The following is a 13,456-nucleotide window of genomic DNA, read 5'->3' as shown; positions in this document are numbered from 1 at the left end:
ATAAAAATTTAATTCTTTTTTGCTGCCTTTAATAGTCTATTTTCTTTAAAAAATTTTCGGAGTGATTTTTGCTCTTTTGGGCCTATTTTGTAGCTTATAAATTTAAGATACCACTTGATATCTTGCTCGCTTATGTCGCGACTTTTGGCATACTGAGCTAATATATAATTTGGAATTTTTACATTTTTTTGTAGAAATTTTGCAACCAGTCTTTTGTAAAACGAGCCATTTTTTACATATGAAAATCTACCAAAAACAAATGGCAAATTTGTCTTTTCGTGCCAAATTTTACCAAGGTCATAAAAGCACTCTTTACCCTCGCTTAAGTATGCCTTTAGCGCCCTGTCACCTATGATCACCTCGCCATTTAGATTAAGCACCTTGGCTAGGGCGTTTGAGCTAGCTGAAGCTGGGTCAAATTTCATAGCGGAGTTTTTTCGAACAAGTACGCTTTTGACATCTTTTTTGGCGACTATTCCAAAATTTAGCTTCTTTAAATTTGCCTTTTTGCTAGCTATGCTTGAGATCACCGCAGCGTCGATCTTTCTAGCGTTTAGGGCTCTATTTAGCTTACTTGGCACACCCTTTTTAAACTCGATCGCCTTTTTTATCTGAGAGCTTAGTGGGGCTGATTTTAAAAATACGTGAAATGGGAGTAAATTTAGATAATCAATCTTTCCAAATATCATTTTTCATCTTTTACAAGCTCAAATTTAACTAACTCGTTTTCGTTGCAAACATCGCGAACTAGCTGAATTAGGCTCTCTTTCGTGCCACCTTGCAAGGCATCTTCGTTTTTTAGCTTTATAAGCGTTGGCTCATTTATCTCACAAAGAGAGTCATAGAGCGCGTCTAAATTTCTGCCGTAGTACTCTGGCAGGTCAAATTTCTTCGCTAAATACTCATGCATCTTCTCTTTTTCGAGCATTTTTTTAGCATCTAAGATCACGCTTTTCATTGCATCCTCTTTTCATAAAGCAGGTAAAAATGCTCGTAGTGATCAGGCGTGTAATAGATAAGCCCGTCGTTTGAATATAAAATTCTTTCAGCGCCGCGTCTGCCACCATTATAATTTACATCGCACTCAAACCACTTTCTGCCATCAGCTTCAGGTAGCTTCTTTTCTCTGTTTGAAAATCTATCTCCGCCGATGCTTTTGCCGCCACTTACCTGCCATAAATTTCCGCTTTTTGCGTCCCAGCCAAGTTCAAGTGCCTCTTTTTTAGTTATGAAATTCTTTGGCAGCTTATTAAATTTATAGATATAAAGTGCGACCTCATCTTTTGAGGTGTATGAGTCGTTTTCTGCAAGGCTCTGGCTCTTTTGCCCCTCTTTGTTTAGCTGTTCAAGTAAAATTTGAGCGTTTTTGTTTGCCTCGCCGCCCTCTTTTGAAAAAAAGAAAGTGCAATGATGATAGCAATGACAAAGGCGACTAGAGCTGGCAAAAGTCTTTTGTTCAAATTTTGCCCTTAAAGTGTGTTAAAAACTCTATCGCCAGCGTCACCAAGACCTGGAACGATGTAGTTTTTCTCGTTTAGCTTCTCATCAATCGAAGCTGTATAAACCTCGACGTCTGGGTAAATTTCGCTAAATCTCTTTAGCCCCTCAGGTGCAGCGATGATAGAGATAAATTTGATCTCCTTAACGCCCTTTTCACGCAAGAATTTGACCGCATCTATCGCCGTACCACCAGTTGCAAACATAGGGTCGATGATGATCGCCATGCGCTCTTTTGCATCTTTTGGAAGCTTTGCGTAAAAAAACTCAGCCTGCGCTGTCTCTTCGTTTCGCTGAAAGCCCAAAAAGCCCACACTCGCATCTGGGATGATGGTAAATACGCTATCAAGCATACCAAGAGCAGCCCTTAAGATAGGGCATATCATCACCTTTGTAATAAGCCTTTTTGCGTCTGCCAGCGCAACTGGTGTTTGGACTTTGACATCTTTTACCTTTAAATTTCTAGTCGCCTCAAAGATCATAAGGTAGCTGATCTCATCAACTAGCATGCGAAACTGAAAAGGCTGGGTATTTTTATCACGTAAGATTGTTAATTTATGCTCGATCAATGGGTGCGAGATGAGCTTTACGTTTTGCATTTTTTGTCCTTAAATTTACTGTTTTTACAAGGTTTATATTTTACAAAATGCCAAGAGAAGAATTTAGCCCATATTTGGGCTAGATTTGATTAAAAACCTTTTGCAAGTTTGGCTTTATAAGCCTCAACATCAAAATCTTTTACTCTCGCTACGCCGTCATCAACCGCAGCTTTTGCAACTGCTGGAGCGACTGCTGTTAGCACACGTTTGTCAAATGGTTTTGGGATGATGTACTCTTTGCCAAATTTTAGCTCACTAACGCCACTTGCTTTTAAAACTTCAGCTGGCACTGGCTCTTTTGCAAGCTCTGCAAGCGCTCTAGCTGCAGCCATTTTCATATTTTCAGTGATCTTTTTAGCTCTAACATCAAGCGCACCTCTAAAGATAAATGGGAAGCCCAAAACGTTATTTACTTGGTTAGGATAGTCGCTTCTGCCTGTACCCATCATAACGTCACTTCTTACAGCCTCAACATCCTCTGGAAAAATTTCAGGTACTGGGTTTGCCAAAGCAAAGATGATAGGCTCTTTATTCATTGACGCAACCATCTCTTTTGTCACAACGCCAGGCTTTGAAAGACCTAAAAACATATCAGCACCCCTCATCGCATCAGCTAGAGTTCTGTCCTCAGTTTCAAGCGCAAACTCTATCTTTTCAGGCGTTAGGTCTGTTCTTTTTGAGTGAATAACGCCTTTACTATCTATCATCACGATGTGTTTTGCACCAAGCGCTTTATACATCTTTGCACACGCAATGCCAGCTGCACCTGCGCCGCTAACTACGATTTTTATCTTAGATATATCTTTGCCAGAAATTTCCATCGCATTTATCATGCCAGCGCTTGTTATCATCGCTGTGCCGTGCTGATCGTCGTGCATGACTGGGATATCGACTGCTTCTTGAAGCTTTCTCTCGATCTCAAAGCACTTTGGAGCACGGATATCTTCTAAATTTATACCGCCAAATGTCGGAGCAAGAGCCTTGCAAATCTCAACGATCTTATCAGGATCATGCTCGTCTAGCTCGATGTCAAAGGCATCAACATTTGCAAATTTTTTAAATAAAACTGACTTTCCTTCCATAACTGGCTTACCAGCGATAGCGCCGATATCGCCAAGTCCAAGAACAGCTGTACCATCAGTGATGACGGCTACTAGATTTGCTTTATTTGTATATTTATAAGCTAGTTCATTGTCAGCCTCTATCTCTTTGCAAGGCTCTGCAACGCCAGGCGTATAGGCCATTGAAAGGTCTCTTGATGTCTCGCAAGGCGTCTTTACCTTTATCTCGATCTTACCGCCTATGTGGTAGTTTAGTGCTTCTTCTTTAGTTACATGTGTCATTTTTCTTCCTTTAATAAATTTTGTATTCTATTTTTCGTCTCGCTACTGCCCACTACTTCAAGCACTTCAAAGATGCTTGGGCTCACGCTTGAGCCAGTTAGCGCTATTCTTAGAGCCTGAGCTAGGTCTTTTAGTTTTAAGCCATTTTGCTCTAAAAATTTATTAGTTAGCTCCTCGTAGCCCTTAGCGTCAAGGTCACGGTCTAAAATTTGAGCAAATTTAGCCAAATTTTCTTTACTATTTTCATTTATAAATTTAGCCCAAGCTTTCTCATCGTAGCTTTTTGGAGCATTGATTATCGCATTTGCACTGTCTGCCATTTCTATTAGTGTCTTTGATCTCTCACGGAGTGAATTTAGCAGTAGCTCACCCTTCACCAAAGCCTTAAAATCAACGCCAAACTCAAGCATATCGTGCGCTAGCCTCTCGTAAGGTAAAGTCTTAATGTAGTGAGAATTTAGCCAGTCAAGCTTTTGAGCGTTATAGGTACTTGAGCTTTTGTTGATGTCGTTTGGATTAAAGTATTTAAGCATATCCTCAATAGTAAAAATCTCATCATCGCCGTGGCTCCAGCCCAGACGAACGAGAAAATTTAAGAGTGCTTCAGGCAAATAGCCCATCTTTTTATACTCCATAACGTCAGTTGCACCGTGCCTCTTGCTAAGCTTTTTACCATCCTCGCCGTTTATCATGGCGACGTGATAAAATTTTGGTGTATTAAAGCCAAGTGCCTCGTAAAGAACGATCTGTTTTGGAGTATTTGAGAGGTGATCGTCACCACGGATGACGTCTGTTACACCCATTAGTGCGTCATCTATCACAACCGTAAAGTTATAAGTCGGTGTGCCGTCGCTTCTTGCGATGATGAAGTCGTCTAATATGTCTTCAACCTTAAATTTGACCTCGCCCTTTATACCATCATGTATGACGATCTCACCGCTAAGTGGGGCTTTGATACGGATGACTGGCTCGATGCCAGCTGGAGGCGTGCCAGTAAAATCTCTATATCTATTATCATATTTTGGACGCTCTTTTCTTGCCTCTTGGCTAGCTCTAAGCTCTTCAAGCTCGTCCTTGCTCATGTAGCATTTATAGGCTTTGCCCTCATCAAGTAGCTTTTTAACATACTCTTTGTAAAGATCAAATCTCTTTGACTGATATGTCACTTCGCCGTCGTGATCAAGCTTGCACCAAGCAAATGCCTCTTTTATGGCTTGCGTGGCCTCTTCAGAGTTTCGTTTTAAGTCAGTATCTTCGATGCGAAGTAAAAATTTTCCATTATTAGCTCTTGCGTATAAATAATTATAAAGGGCTGTCCTAAGTCCGCCTATATGTAGGTATCCAGTAGGCGACGGAGCAAATCTAGTAACTATCATTTTGTGCCTTATTTTTATGTTATAATTGCCCAAAATTATATTTACTAAATACTTAAATAAAGGTTTTATTATGAAAAAATTGCTCTTTTTGGCTGCTGGCATGCTAAGTGCTTTAAATTTATATTCGGCTCAGATGATAAACGGTATCGCAGCTATTGTAGAGAACGAACCCATCACACTTTATGAAGTTTATAGCTTGAAAGAGCAGCTAAGAGCTAGCGAACAAGATGCTTTAAATTTGCTCATAAGAGATAGACTCGAAGATGCTCAAATAAAAAATTTAAACATTAGCGTAACGCCATTTGAGCTAAACGATAGAATCGAATCAATCGCAAAGCAAAATGGCATGACAAATTCGCAGTTTAGAAGCTCTATCCAAGCTCAAGGCATGGACTTTTTGGAGTTTAAAAACAACATAGAAAAAAAGATGCTTCAAGAAAAGCTTTATAAAAGTATCTTGGCTGAAGCTGGCAAAAATGTAAATGAGCAAAAAGCAAAGATGTATTTTGATGCTAATCCTGATAAATTTAAGGTCTTTAGCACCGCTAGAGTCGTAGTTTATAGAGCAAAAGATCCTGAGCTACTTGAGGCTCAAAAGACAAGTCCGAAGCTGTTAGACGGCGTGCAAACACAAGAGGTTAGTTTGGACTATCAAAGCATAGATCCAAGGCTTGCTGCGATCATCTCAAGCACAAATAACGGTGACTACACACAGCCTTTGCAAGGGCCTGACAGCTTTGATATGTTTTATGTAAAAGAGAAAATAGGCTCATACACTCCAAGCTTTGCAGATGTTAAAGATAATGTTATAAACGAGCTTTATCAAGGCGAGCAAGAAAAACTTATGGCTGATTATTTTGATAAACTCCGCGCAAAAGCAAAGATTCAAATTTTAAGATAACTTCTCTTAGCCGTCATTTGGCGGCTAAAATACACTAACTTACGAAATTTAATTTTTAAAATTATTATTTAAATCTCTTCAAATTTATAAAGAAATTGTAAATTATAAGTCAAAATTTTATCATTTCTTAATCTCTGATTTATATAATTCCAAAATAATAATGATTATTAAAATAGGAGTATATTATGAGATATAAGCTATCCATTGCACTTGCGGTAGCTCTTAGTGTAAATACACTGTGTGCAGCAAATAGCACCGATCTAAACAAGACAAACGATGCATCCACTACCCAAAATAGTACTAGTTCAAACGACCAAACCTTCGCAACCGATGCTAATCTTGCAGAAGTGCAAGTGGTGAGCGATCTTTCAAAAACCGAAGGCACTGGCTCATACACAGCCGATAGAATGAATACTGCAACTGGACTAGGTCTAAGCATAAAAGAGACACCACAATCAGTCTCTGTCATTTCAAATCAACTTATAAAAGATCTAAATTTAAAAGATGTAAATTCAGCCTTGCAATACGCCCCTGGAATTGCCGTTAGAAACGATAGTGGGCGCCTTAGGATAAATTCGCGTGGCTTTGATGTAGATAACATACAAGAAGATGGTATCGCCTCGTCTGTATCCTCATCAGTCCAAGGACCACTTGGCTATTCTAAAGAATTTACAGATCTTGAGTTTTACGATAGAGTAGAGGTTTTAAGAGGTGCAGCAGGCCTTACACAAAGTAATGGTGAGCCAGGCGGCACTGTAAATTTAGTCCGCAAACGTCCAACAAGCGAATTTGCCTTCAACACAAGCCTAAATTTAGGTAGCTGGGATAACTACCGAGGCACATTTGATATTAGCAACTCACTAAATGAATCTGGCTCAGTGCGTGGAAGACTCATTGGCGTTTTAAGTAAAAATGGTACATACAAGCACTATCGCAACGGTTGGCGTGGAGCACTGGGTGGGATATTTGAGTTTGATTTAACTGATAAAACACTACTTACCGCTGGGCTTATCTGGCAAAAGACAAGTGAGGTCTATGATATATACGGCGTACCAGCACTTGATAAAGATGGTAATAATTTGAATTTGGATAGAAAGAGCTATTTTGGAGCAAACTGGAACAATAGCATCTATGAAAAATATAATGCCTTTACAGAAATTTCTCATCAGTTTAATGATGATTACAAAGCCTATGCGAAGCTAAACTATACAAAAAGCGATGGCATAATAAAATTTGGCTCAATGGGCGGTGTTAATCCTTATAATCCAGCCACTCCAACTCATGATATACGCTTACAAAAATACGACAATGGCTCAAAAGAGGTCAATCTGAAGCTTGGAGTAGATGGAAAGTATGAACTTTTTGGACAAAAACATGATATCTTCGTAAATGGCTCACTTAGTAAGGAGAAATTTGTAGAGCATGATATCAGAATGCCAAGTATATCCTTAGCATCACTTGGACTTGGCATATATAACTGGAATTCTTCAGCCATAGCCGAGCCAAACTGGGGTGGAACAAATTCAACTTTAAATAAAACATTTACAAATACAATTTACCAGCAAGCTCTAACAGCTGGCACTAGATATAACTTTAGTGATGATTGGCATATGATCCTTGGTGGAAGATTTGCTAGGGTAAAATATGACAGCTTTAATGAAAATCATAAAACTGGTGCAAGATCTGCAAACACCTATATCACAAAGTCAAAATTTTCACCTTATGCAGGTTTAACGTGGGACTTTTTAAAAGATCATAGCTGGTACGTAAGCTATGCTGAAATTTTTAAGCCTCAAAGCGCAACTGATGCAAATAAAAATGTCCTTGAACCAGTCGTAGGATACAATGTAGAAACAGGTGTGAAGTCTGAGTTTTTAGGAGGTGCGTTAAATACAGCTGTGGCACTCTTTCAAATAATCCAAGAAAATAGAGCCATAACAGATCCAAATAATCCAAACTATTCTATCGCAGAAGGTAAGGTGCGAAGTAGAGGTATAGACGCTGAAATTTCGGGTTCGATAACTGAGAGATGGAGCGTGATGGCTGGATATACATTTAATAAAAGCGAATATCTAAAAAGTGAAAGAAAAACGTCATCAAATGTTGATTACAACAAAGGAGCTGATGCTAAAAAATATATCCCAAGACATATGTTTAAGCTCTATACAAGCTATGAAATACCACTTGTTGGCACTCAAAAACTAAGCATTGGCACAGGTGTTAGATACCAAGGTAAAACAAGTGGTATCTATATGAAAGACAATATGAGCTCAGGCTCAGCCATAAGCTACTACGTACCAGAGCAAAAAGGTTATGCTCTTTGGGATGCAAATATCAACTACTTGATAAACGACAACTTTAGTGTGGGACTGATCGTTAAAAACATAACCGACAAGAAGTATTTTTACAATACACACAATAGAACCGCTGGCATAAACAACTTCTACGGCGATCCAAGAAGCTTTACATTAAGCTTTAACTACAAATACTAAATTTAATCCCAAGGCCTTTTTTGGCTCTTGGGCCTTTAAATTTAAAGGAAAAATTTGAGAATTTTAAGGCAATTTTTTGAAATTTCATCTTGGTTTTGGCTAAATAAAAAGGCTTTTAAAGCATGGGTGGTTCTAGCTTTGATGATATTTGCAAGTCTTGGCGTGACAAAAATAGCCGTTTTGATGAATGAGTGGGAGAAGCGTTTTTACGACGCACTAAGCACGTTTAGCAAGGGTGTGATATTGCATCTTGTGGGAGAATTTTTACTCTATACGTTATTTATTGTTATTTTTATAGTTTTTGGCAGTTATTTAAAGAAATTTCTCATCATTTCCTGGCGAGAGAATCTAAGCTCAAAACTAGAAGATCTGTGGCTCGAAAACTCTAGTTTTTATAAAGCAAGTCTTACAAGTACAAATTTTGACAACCCTGATCAAAGGATCGCTGAAGATAGTTTTTTATTTGTCGAGCGAAGTGTAAATTTAGTAAAGTCCTTTGTTTATAATGTCGCAAATTTAATAGCATTCGTCTTTATTCTTTGGCAAGCTTCTAAAATTTTAAAGATTGAACTTGCTGGAATAAATTTAGAGATAAGTGGCTTTTTAGTCTACATAGCTATCATCTATACACTCATTTGTTCACTCGTCACTCACCTTATTGACAAAAAGCTAAAACCACTAAATTTTGAAAAACAATATCTTGAAGCCAACTATAGAGCAGACCTACTAATCCTTATAGAAAATGCAGAAGCAGCCGCATTCTTAAACGGAGAAAAAAGAGAAAAAATGAGGTTTAGAGATGATTTCTTAAAAATAGTCAAAAATTATAAGTATATTATCAACACCGAATTTAGGCTTGAGTGCTTTAGTGCAAGCTACCTAAAAATAACAAACCTAATCCCAATCTTTGCCTCGTTGCCACTTTATTTATCTGGCACTATGAGCTTTGGTGATATGATGCAGGCAAAAACAGCATTTTATAAAGTTCAAGATGGTCTTGCGTGGTTTATGGACTATTACAAGCAGATAATGGAATTTTCAGCTAGCGTAGAGCGTATATATGCCTTTGTGAGTATGCTCAGCGAAATAAAAAAGGCTCACGAATTTAGTCAAAATGACGAAGCTGTGATTTGTAAAAATTTAATACTAAAGACGCCAAACGATGAAATTTTATTTAAGAACTTGAGCTTTAGTTTAACACCAAAAAAATGGTTGGTATTAAATGCAAAGAGTGGAGCTGGTAAAAGTACGGCTTTTAGATACCTAGCAAATCTCTGGCAGCATGGCAAAGCAGAAGTATCGATGCCAAAAAATGGAGTTATGTTTATACCCCAAAAGCCTTATTTGGTCAGATCTAGCCTAAGAGAACTCATCTCCTATCCGAACAAAAATGAGCAAAATGATAGTGAAATTTATAAAATTTTAGCCAGAGTTGGCCTTAGCAAATTTAAAAATTTAGATGAAATTTTAGACTATCCTAAGATTATGAGTGGAGGCGAGGCTCAGAGGCTAAATTTTGCCAGAGTCTATCTTGCAAAGCCTAAATTTTTATTCTTAGACGAGGCAACCTCAGCACTTGATAATACTTCAGTGGCTGAAATTTTGAAAAATTTAAAGAGCGATTTTAAGGAACTTAGCGTGATGATTATCACACATCAACGCGAGCTTTTTGAACTTTTTGATGAGGTGATAGATATAAAAAGTGAGTAAATTTGACTGCAAAAGCAGCCAAATTTATATTATGCTTTTTTAGTAAAAACTCCAACATAAATAGCATAGATAAAGCCGATAACTACGGCATATGGAGCATAAGGAGTGATGCCAGCTGGTGAGCTTGCAAGTATGAAGTTGTGGCTTATCGCAGCACCTGCTCCCATACCTAAAACAAATACAGCCGAGCTTAAATTTCCAGCTCCCATTTGTACTAAATGTTTGCCTGGGCAGCCATAACTTAGGCTAAAGCAAAGACCAGCGAGTGTCATACTAAGAAAGTTCCAAAGAATGTCATTGTGAGCGATAGGCTGACCTTCAAAGCCAAATTTGTATTGATTTAACACTAAATTTGTAATGCTAGCAAAAACAACAACCGATACGATGCCGTAAAACATCGAAAAATCACGCTCAAAAACTTTACTGATCGCACCAACCGAACAAAATTTGCTTCTTTGCATAAAAATAACAATAGCACAAATAAGCGAGATAAGGATATTTGCATGCTGTGAGCCTGGGCCTTTTTCTGAGCTAAATAATGCACCATTATCGCCAAGCTTTAAACCAAAAACAAGGGCTGCTAAAAGCAAAACAGCAATAATTAATGGTAAAAAGGCAACTGGTTTTGTAGTGGCATCATTTTCAGGTATAACGTAACCATTTTTCTTGAAAAATCGTCCAACAAAAACGCCAGCAAATAAGCCAACAAGCCCAGCAATAGCGGTCATATCTCCGCCTCCAAGGCGCAAAAACGCTCTCCATGGGCAACCCAAAAAGATAAGGCAGCCAATCATCGCAAACACACCTAAGAAAAACCTAGAAAATGCTGCACTGCCAGATACTGGAGTGAAATTTCTACTCCAAAGCATACTTGCTAAAAAGCCTCCGATGATAAGCCCTAAAATTTCAGGCCTTAGATACTGTACCACTTTGGCTTGATGAAATCCAAAAGCGCCTACGCTATCTCTTAAAAAGCAAGCCGCACAAACGCCCATATTTGCTGGGTTGCCAAAATAAACAAGCACTGGGCCAAGAATGCCTAAGCTTGCACCTGCAATGATGTAAAGCACTGTTTTATTCATGAATATTCCTGTGTATAGGGTAAAATCAAACTGATTTCTTAAACGACATTTTAATAATCATTAAATAAAACAAAGATTAATTTTTTTAAGAGCAAAGTAGATAAAATATGCAAAAATTTCATAAAAGGGATAAAAATGAAAGATTTTATGAGTTACGCAGATAGCCTAAAAATTTTAAAAGATACAATAAATGCGTGGGAAAAGGTCGAAAAAGTAGCCATCACAGATGCACTTGATAGAAATATCGCCTACGACGTGACAGCCGCTGAAAATTACCCAGCAAAGCCAGTTTCAGCGATGGACGGATACGCTTTTGCCTTTAAAGATGGCCTAAGCGAGCTTGAGCTCATCACAGACCTGCCTGCTGGAAGCGATAAAGGGCTGGTTATAGAGAGCAACAAATGCGTCAAAACTTTCACTGGCTCACTAATGAGCGAAGGCACTGACACACTTGTCCCGGTAGAAAATGTCGAGGTTAGCGGCTCAAAAATAATCATCAAAAAGAGCGTGCCAAAGGGTTTTGCTGTGCGCGAAGTAGGAGAAAGCTACAAAAAAGGTGAAATTTTGATTAAAAAAGGCACTCGTCTAAGCTACGCTGAGATAGCACTTCTAGCAGAACTTGGTCACTTTCACATAAGCGTCTTTATGCGTCCAAGAGTGGCGATACTTGCAACTGGTAGCGAGATAAAAGACCTTGGCGAGCCATTAGAAAATCCAGCACAAATTCACAGCTCAAATCACGTAGGCATCGCTATGCAGATACGCAAAATGGGTGCAGAGCCGGTCATTTGTGAGATCGTAAGAGATAAGGCTGAGCTTGTCGAAAAAGCGATCATAAACGCACTAAAATCAGCTGATATATTAGTGACGACTGGTGGCATAAGCATGGGTGATTACGACTTTGTAAAAGGCGCTTTAAATGAAAATTTTAGCCTTATCATCGAAGGTGCTGCCATAAAACCGGGTCGTCATATCAGAGTGGCAAAGTCAGGCGATAAATACATCTTTGCACTGCCTGGATTTCCGTACTCGGCAATGGTTATGTGTGTGCTTTACGTAAGAGTCCTAATAAATGCGTGGTTTGGTCAAGAAGAGCCAAAGATCACGGCGATAATGGACGAAGACTATAAAAAACGCTCACCATTTTTAGAATTTACGGCTGTAAATTTAGAAAATCGTGAAGGAAAAAATTTTGTAAATCTAAATGGCAAAAAGCTTGGCAGTTCAGCGATCGTAAATAATTTAACAAACAAAGCCGCACTTTTAATGATCCAAATGGATAAAGAAATTCTCAAAAAAGGCGAGATAGTAGAAGTCTTGATGATGCCTTGCTAAAATTTTAAGGATAAAAGTTGAACACATTAGAAATTCAAACAATTATAGTTTTTCTGCTAATGGCATCACTTGCCTTTGGAATAGATCTTTTTGCTCATAAACATGATGAGAAAATTTCACTAAAACAAGCTAGTATTTGGTCTATCTTTTGGATAGGAGTTTCGGTACTTTTTGGCATATATTTATATTTTGAGCGAGGCAGTGAAATAGCAAGTCTTTATTTTGCAGGATATGCGCTAGAAAAGTCGCTCTCAGTAGATAATCTTTTTGTGATGATGGCGATTTTTTCATGCTTTAAGATACCTGAAATTTACCGCCACAGAGTGCTTTACTTTGGCGTTATAGGTGCTATGATATTTAGGCTCATCTTTGTAGCCGTAGGTACGATGCTTTTTGCCATCTCTCCTTGGATGGAGCTAATATTTGCGGCAATAGTCGCATATAGTGCCGTAATGATGATAAAAAAAGATAAGTGTGATGAAGATATAAAAGATTATTCAAACCATATAGCTTATAGGGCAGTTTATCGCTTTTTTCCGGTTTTACCACAGCTTTTTGGACATAGCTTTTTTGTTAAATTTAGCGAAATTTCTAAGCAAATTTCAGATAGTCAAAAAACTACTCTTAACGATCAAATTTTAACACTAAAAGCTACTTGGATAGCAACACCATTATTCTTGTGCCTTTGCGTGATTGAGCTAAGCGATGTGATATTTGCTTTTGATAGCGTTCCGGCTGTCATTGCTGTGAGTAAAGATCCTGTGATTGTTTATTCAGCGATGATATTTGCAATACTTGGGCTAAGAACGCTTTATTTTGTGCTTGAAGCACTCAAAAATTTTTTAAAGTATTTAGAAATTTCCGTTATCGTGCTTTTATTTTTTATCGCAGCAAAGCTAGCTGTAAATGCGACTGCTCATATCTTTCATCACGGATTTGAAATTTCTGCACAAATTAGCCTTTTTATCATTCTAGCCATCCTTGGAGTTGGTGTCCTAGTAAGTTTGGTTAAAAAATAACTACCACAAAAGTATACAAGCTAAAGGTAGGCAAGCTTAAAATCAAAAATTTATAAGCAAGTGCTTTATATCTTGGTATCTAAATTTTTTAAAATTTTGTTT

11 protein-coding genes and 1 pseudogene are annotated in these 13,456 nt (G+C 38.1%); 5 read left to right on the top strand and 7 right to left on the bottom strand.

The genetic code is table 11. The annotated features are described in order from the left end of the window. Positions 1 to 8: 8 nt before the first annotated feature. The 6 genes and pseudogenes from A3835_02070 to A3835_02045 form a co-directional block, all read right to left on the bottom strand. Complete coding sequence (locus A3835_02070; GenBank protein ID ORI08362.1) at positions 9 to 689, bottom strand: menaquinone via futalosine step 1; 681 nt, start codon at positions 687 to 689, stop codon at positions 9 to 11. Beyond that, the gene (locus A3835_02065; protein ORI08361.1) at positions 686 to 958 is read right to left on the bottom strand and encodes a hypothetical protein; all 273 of its coding nucleotides are present in this window, start codon (positions 956 to 958) and stop codon (positions 686 to 688) included. The genes A3835_02070 and A3835_02065 overlap by 4 nt, the downstream gene beginning before the upstream one ends. Continuing rightward, positions 955 to 1,460, bottom strand: a pseudogene (locus tag A3835_02060) (ribonuclease). The gene A3835_02065 and the pseudogene A3835_02060 overlap by 4 nt, the downstream one beginning before the upstream one ends. 9 nt (positions 1,461 to 1,469) lie before the next feature. Next, positions 1,470 to 2,096, bottom strand: a complete 627-nt coding sequence (locus A3835_02055; protein ORI08360.1) for a uracil phosphoribosyltransferase — start codon at positions 2,094 to 2,096, stop codon at positions 1,470 to 1,472. An 89-nt stretch (positions 2,097 to 2,185) separates the two neighbouring features. Further along, positions 2,186 to 3,439 carry a malate dehydrogenase gene (locus A3835_02050; protein ORI08359.1) on the bottom strand — a complete coding sequence of 418 codons (1,254 nt, stop codon included), beginning with the start codon at positions 3,437 to 3,439 and terminating at the stop codon, positions 2,186 to 2,188. Then, the gene (locus A3835_02045) at positions 3,436 to 4,815 is read right to left on the bottom strand and encodes a glutamate--tRNA ligase (protein ID ORI08749.1); all 1,380 of its coding nucleotides are present in this window, start codon (positions 4,813 to 4,815) and stop codon (positions 3,436 to 3,438) included. Before A3835_02045 ends, A3835_02050 begins: the two co-directional genes overlap by 4 nt. Before the next feature lie 70 nt (positions 4,816 to 4,885). Here A3835_02045 and A3835_02040 point away from each other — a divergent pair, with 70 nt between their 5' ends. From A3835_02040 to A3835_02030, 3 genes are all read left to right on the top strand, one after another. Further along, the gene (locus tag A3835_02040; GenBank protein ORI08358.1) at positions 4,886 to 5,716 is read left to right on the top strand and encodes a hypothetical protein; all 831 of its coding nucleotides are present in this window, start codon (positions 4,886 to 4,888) and stop codon (positions 5,714 to 5,716) included. A gap of 185 nt (positions 5,717 to 5,901) precedes the next feature. After that, positions 5,902 to 8,208 carry a ligand-gated channel protein gene (locus tag A3835_02035; GenBank protein ORI08357.1) on the top strand — a complete coding sequence of 769 codons (2,307 nt, stop codon included), beginning with the start codon at positions 5,902 to 5,904 and terminating at the stop codon, positions 8,206 to 8,208. Positions 8,209 to 8,262: 54 nt separating this feature from the next. Then, entirely contained in the window at positions 8,263 to 9,918 is a 1,656-nt protein-coding gene (locus tag A3835_02030) for an ABC transporter ATP-binding protein (protein ORI08356.1), read from the top strand. A 29-nt stretch (positions 9,919 to 9,947) separates the two neighbouring features. Here the strand turns inward: A3835_02030 and A3835_02025 are convergent, their stop codons facing one another. Further along, positions 9,948 to 11,000 carry a hypothetical protein gene (locus A3835_02025; GenBank protein ORI08355.1) on the bottom strand — a complete coding sequence of 351 codons (1,053 nt, stop codon included), beginning with the start codon at positions 10,998 to 11,000 and terminating at the stop codon, positions 9,948 to 9,950. 135 nt (positions 11,001 to 11,135) lie between these two features. On the opposite strand from A3835_02025, the gene A3835_02020 reads away from it, so the two are divergent. Further along, complete coding sequence (locus tag A3835_02020) at positions 11,136 to 12,335, top strand: molybdopterin molybdenumtransferase MoeA (GenBank protein ID ORI08354.1); 1,200 nt, start codon at positions 11,136 to 11,138, stop codon at positions 12,333 to 12,335. A 59-nt stretch (positions 12,336 to 12,394) separates the two neighbouring features. After that, complete coding sequence (locus tag A3835_02015) at positions 12,395 to 13,354, top strand: tellurium resistance protein TerC (GenBank protein ID ORI08748.1); 960 nt, start codon at positions 12,395 to 12,397, stop codon at positions 13,352 to 13,354. Positions 13,355 to 13,456 lie beyond the last annotated feature (102 nt).

Source organism: Campylobacter concisus (assembly GCA_002092835.1).
GTDB classification, from domain to species: domain Bacteria; phylum Campylobacterota; class Campylobacteria; order Campylobacterales; family Campylobacteraceae; genus Campylobacter_A; species Campylobacter_A concisus_K.
This window is presented reverse-complemented; position numbering and strand designations above follow the sequence as displayed.

Bases quoted from the DNA above. Each gene is read 5' to 3' on its own strand.
- A3835_02045 (ORI08749.1), bottom strand. From the start codon at position 4,815: ATGATAGTTACTAGATTTGCTCCGTCGCCTACTGGATACCTACATATA.
- A3835_02015 (ORI08748.1), top strand. From the start codon at position 12,395: ATGGCATCACTTGCCTTTGGAATAGATCTTTTTGCTCATAAACATGAT.
- A3835_02065 (ORI08361.1), bottom strand. From the start codon at position 958: ATGAAAAGCGTGATCTTAGATGCTAAAAAAATGCTCGAAAAAGAGAAG.
- A3835_02050 (ORI08359.1), bottom strand. From the start codon at position 3,439: ATGACACATGTAACTAAAGAAGAAGCACTAAACTACCACATAGGCGGT.
- A3835_02020 (ORI08354.1), top strand. From the start codon at position 11,136: ATGAAAGATTTTATGAGTTACGCAGATAGCCTAAAAATTTTAAAAGAT.
- A3835_02070 (ORI08362.1), bottom strand. From the start codon at position 689: ATGATATTTGGAAAGATTGATTATCTAAATTTACTCCCATTTCACGTA.
- A3835_02055 (ORI08360.1), bottom strand. From the start codon at position 2,096: ATGCAAAACGTAAAGCTCATCTCGCACCCATTGATCGAGCATAAATTA.
- A3835_02040 (ORI08358.1), top strand. From the start codon at position 4,886: ATGAAAAAATTGCTCTTTTTGGCTGCTGGCATGCTAAGTGCTTTAAAT.
- A3835_02025 (ORI08355.1), bottom strand. From the start codon at position 11,000: ATGAATAAAACAGTGCTTTACATCATTGCAGGTGCAAGCTTAGGCATT.
- A3835_02035 (ORI08357.1), top strand. From the start codon at position 5,902: ATGAGATATAAGCTATCCATTGCACTTGCGGTAGCTCTTAGTGTAAAT.